This window comes from Gammaproteobacteria bacterium, assembly GCA_027296625.1.
Lineage (GTDB): Bacteria > Pseudomonadota > Gammaproteobacteria > JAKEHO01 > JAKEHO01 > JAKEHO01.
Window position 1 is genome coordinate 1 of record JAPUIX010000143.1, and the last position, 4376, is coordinate 4376.

Annotated in this window: 4 protein-coding genes; 1 reads left to right on the forward strand and 3 read right to left on the reverse strand. The window is 52.7% G+C overall.

Annotation, left to right across the window (positions count from 1 at the left end; translation table 11 throughout):
* Window positions 1-162: 162 nt before the first annotated feature.
* The 3 genes from O6944_08130 to O6944_08140 form a co-directional block, all read right to left on the reverse strand.
* Complete coding sequence (locus O6944_08130) at window positions 163-513, reverse strand: hypothetical protein (protein ID MCZ6719098.1); 351 nt, start codon at window positions 511-513, stop codon at window positions 163-165.
* Window positions 514-547: 34 nt separating this feature from the next.
* Window positions 548-2023 carry a DUF1214 domain-containing protein gene (locus O6944_08135; protein MCZ6719099.1) on the reverse strand — a complete coding sequence of 492 codons (1476 nt, stop codon included), beginning with the start codon at window positions 2021-2023 and terminating at the stop codon, window positions 548-550.
* 172 nt (window positions 2024-2195) lie between these two features.
* Entirely contained in the window at window positions 2196-3713 is a 1518-nt protein-coding gene (locus tag O6944_08140) for a DUF1254 domain-containing protein (GenBank protein ID MCZ6719100.1), read from the reverse strand.
* 269 nt (window positions 3714-3982) lie between these two features.
* Between O6944_08140 and O6944_08145 the strand changes: the two genes are divergently transcribed.
* A partial coding sequence (locus O6944_08145) for a glutathione S-transferase family protein (protein ID MCZ6719101.1) occupies window positions 3983-4376 on the forward strand: 394 nt, incomplete at its 3' end.

Sequence of the window (4376 nt, forward strand, 5' to 3'; positions counted from 1 at the left end):
GTGTGATACGCGATGTCATTCAGCTTAACGCCCAAGGCTTTGTGACCATCACGTAATTGCTTGAAGTTTAACAGGGGCATCGCCCACACCACGGAATCGATGGCGCGGTAGTGCATGACCCGCTCACTAATGGTCTGTTCCGCGGCGTGAGCAGGACCGAAGCTAACAGTAAACGAGCTGATCGCAATGAGAGCCGCAGTACACGCTTTCGAAATTATCCTCTTTGTATTCATTGTGTCCTCCCTTTTGCGGATCTATTTGACGAAGCATACATTGCATTCCCTTGAGAAAGCTGTCGACGCCGCGCATCCGATCCAAATAGTCATAGACCTTTGCCGCGGTCATGGCAGAGGACGCTCCATCCAGAAAGTCCAATGTGCCGATCGAAGTTTCTACCTTTTCTGGTGTCATGATCGATTTCAACTCGACTTCACTGATCTGCGCTGCGGCCGATTGAGACACAGCCAGGCAGCCAAGCAAGAGGGCTATAGTGGTGATTTTTAATGCTTTCATTTTTGCTCTCCTTTGTTATTGGTCTATTGAATGATTAATGAACTTTTTCAACATCACCCAATGACCAAGTCTTAAAGAAGTCTTTACTTTCCGGCCCATATAAACGGAACAGCAAGAAGAAATCCTCCCCGGTGGGTATCCAGTTACTCTCTTTGCCTTCCGGTGCTTTGGGTGCGAAATAAATATCGTATGATCCATCTTCATTCACTTGCATGGTATCTGTATTGCGGGATGATAAACCTACCCGCTCGGCGTTTTGCACAAAACCCTTGGTTTTCATGCTGTACACAATGGCAGACCAAAAATCTTTAGCAGGAACATGTTTAGGAACAGTGAGTTTATACGTATCTTTTCCATTGAATAAGTTACCACTACTATCCCTGATACCAGTTAAATAGAAGGTTCCACCGCCTAAATATTTTGGTAAGTATGTGACGTAAAAGTAAATACCTGCACGCTCGTCAATTAAGAGTTTTTCATCTGTTTCGTATGGAAACCCAAGTTGTGGTTGGTCTTTCGCAAAATTCCACACCTGCCATTGTGATTTACTTTTCCAAAGGGGAATCATTGCTTTACCAGGGGTGGTAAACAATGCCTGCATTGAGGCATAAGCCAATTTTAATCCTTCATTCATGGCGTTTTTTTGTTCCTGATCTGGCTTAAAAGGCTTTCCTTTTTCAATACCGAGATCTTTAAGTAGTGCAACCATCGCCTTATCTTGCGGTCGAACTGGATTGTTTTGGATGAGATCATTTATATCTTCAAAGAAAGTATAATCATAAACTGGCAGACTGTTATAACGCGTGGGTGTTGCATCTAAATGTGTTGTTGCGGGTGGATTTTCTGCTTCTGATAAGTAGTAAATTTTTATCGTTTGGGCATATTTTGCTGCATCCGCGTCGGTAGCGCCTTTGTATAATCGTGGACGAAAGGCAAAGCCTAATTCTGTAGTATCTGACTTAATAGCGATATAGCCATCTGGGATATCGCCCTCAAAATCTGGAGGAAGAAGCAGGTACTTAGCACCTTTACCTTTATCTGCACCTGGAGGCCCAATATCTTCAAGCGGTTGCTGCCAAGCATTAACAATAGAACCAAAGTAACTCACTTTCTCAGAGGCTGCGGGTACTTCTAATACCACAGGACCTTTAGCGGTGCTAATACTGCCCCAACCATAAGCAGTTACATCATTAGCCGTTAAAAACCCATGCTTAGAATCAAAAGGCTTGGTTAAGTAAACAACATCATTTAGGGTGCCACCCAGGTCACGGATCGTTGCTTTCTTAAAATCAACAAGAGCCACAGCAGGCATAGCCCAAATGGCAGTTTGCGTGGCGCGTTGTACCATGATTTGATATTGGATTGAATCAACTTGTGTGGACTTCTTCTCCATAGAAACAGCCCGTTCCAATATTACTTGCTCCTGTTCTTCACCTTTTTCACAAGCCGACAATACAAAACATAATGATGCGACTAGGCTTGTTATAAAAACGATGGTCTTGATTTTCATAAATATGTCCTTGTCTGAAATAAGCTAATGCCCCTGGTTCAGCGGCGGCGCGTGAGCGCCGTCCGCTGCAACCGGTTGTTAACTGGTCACCTACGCTACTTCATCAGTTCTATCTCACCAGGTCGCCAGGTCTTGTCGAACCAGCCTGGAGATCGGTTGAGAATCATCGGAGCTACTGAACGACCTTGGGATCTCCCGGCCGCCAGGTCTTATCGAACCAGGGCTCAAGCGGCCCATAGAGGCGAAAAACAGTATTCCAACCTTTGCCGGGAATAGTCTGAATCCAGTTGTTCTCTTGGCCCTCTGGAGCTTCGGGACCGAAGTAGACATCATAAGATCCATCGGCATTCTTGATCATGCCCGGCTTGTTGTTGTCGATACCCGGGAATTGTTGATCGGTCTGCAACATGGCGCGGGTCTGGTTGTCGTACAGCGTGAAGGACCAGAAGTCCTTCGCCGGGACGTTTGCAGGGACATTGACCCTGTAGGTCTTGCTGCCGTCGTAGGGGTTGCCGTCAGCATCCAAATAGGCCACAGCGTATTTCGAGCCCTTCCCGATAATCTTCATAGCCATCGCGGGGGTGATTCCGGTAGCATAAAAATGAAAAGCGGCACGAGCATCCAGGAGGTGCGCTCCGTCGCCCATGAACACATGACTCCCTCCCACAAAGGGATTGGTCCAAACATCGCTTTGGCCGGGAAAGAGATAGAACCCCTCGTCCCGCGGTTGTGACATGATCGTCCGTACGGTGACGGCGCCCACAGCGGCGGCCTCTGTCAGGATTTTTTTCATACGGGTGTCAGGATTAAAAGGATGTCCCTTCTTGATGCCGATGGACGCCAGCACTCCCAGGATTTCCGGGTTCTGCCCATCGCTCGGCTCGGCCTGGACCACAGCGTTGATCTCTTCCCAGATCCCGTAATCCATGCGGTGGATCGTGTTGTTGAACTTCCCGGATGCGTTGACAAAGTTCATCTGTGGCGGATTGTCCTTCCTCGATAACGGGTACATGCGGAAGACGTTCTTCGTCGTTTCGACGGCCGGTTTCGGTGACCCGTCGACCTGGAAGCCTCGCCAAATCACCCAGTTGCCGTACGTGTTGGTGCGCAGGACGAAATATCCCTCGGGCACGAGCCCGTCATAACCCGGTGGAAGGATCAGGAACTTGCCACCCTTGCTCTTGTCCGGGCCGAGGCGGCCGAAGTCGCCGACATACTTGAACCAGTGATCGTCTATGATCCCCAGTACGTCGGGCGGCGTCTCGATAACCCACGGCTCGTCGGTCATCTGAAGCCACGAGACCATGTACACGCTCGTGGTATTCGGCGTGAGCCAAAGCGTCTTCGAGTCCATCAGGCCTTCGAAGATCACGGCGGTGGTGTTCGGCGGGCCGAAGCCGAGAACGCCCTCCCGCAACGCATTCATGGAGGCGATCTGGATGCCGCTCAGGAAAGCCTGCACCCCGTGTTGAAAATCGAGGTTGTCGTAGACCTTCTGTGCGGTCGCATCGTCGGGCACACCGTCGACGAGGTTCAGGGTGCCCAGTCGGGTCTCCAGCCTGTCGGGTGTGGCGACCCCCGGCGGCACTTCCGTCGTCATATTCATCTTGGGGGGCTCCTGGGCCCACGTCTGCGACGACACAAGGATCGCCATCGCGGCGAGAAGCACCTTCCTGAGCACTTGGGGCATCGTCTCTCTCCTGTTGAGCCGAGGGTCCGTGGACCTCGAATGGCGCAGTTTGGCATGGGCCGGCCTGAAGGAACCCACGCCGACAAGCGTGCAACGCGGAGGCCGGGCGGCGGCATCCAGCACGGCGCCACGGCACTAGACGGCACCTGCTCCAAGCCACGACCCCAGTACCGCCACGGCATCTCTCGTCGTGATAGGTTGGCAGGTGCGAAACAGCTCACCGATCCTACTCCGGTCGGGCGGGCGACGCGCTAGCGGGAGGCAACGGGATGATCACGCTCTACGGTGCGGCCGCTTCCCGCGCCAGCCGTTCGCTTCTGGCGCTGGAAGAGCTTGAGCTGCCCTACACCCAAGTGCCCCTCAATCCATGGTCCAATGCGGCCGACGCCGAGCGGGTGGTCCGCATCAACCCCAATGCGCGTGTCCCCGCGCTCGACGACGACGGCCTCATTCTCTGGGAGTCGATGGCGATCAACCTCTACCTGGCTGACCGCTACGGCGGCGCGCCGTTCTGGCCGCAGCATGCACGCGAACGTGCGCTCGTGTACCAGTGGAGCCTGTGGAGCCAGACCGAGATCGACGTCGTGGCCCGGCACATGGCGCGGTTCAGCGACGACGCAGAGGCCAAAGGGCGCGCCGAAGCCGAGCGTCTGACGGCGCTCG

What these genes read in the sequence shown, in the direction of transcription:
- O6944_08130 (MCZ6719098.1), bottom strand. Translation starts at nt 513, where the DNA reads ATGAAAGCATTAAAAATCACCACTATAGCCCTCTTGCTTGGCTGCCTG.
- O6944_08135 (MCZ6719099.1), bottom strand. Translation starts at nt 2,023, where the DNA reads ATGAAAATCAAGACCATCGTTTTTATAACAAGCCTAGTCGCATCATTA.
- O6944_08140 (MCZ6719100.1), bottom strand. Translation starts at nt 3,713, where the DNA reads ATGCCCCAAGTGCTCAGGAAGGTGCTTCTCGCCGCGATGGCGATCCTT.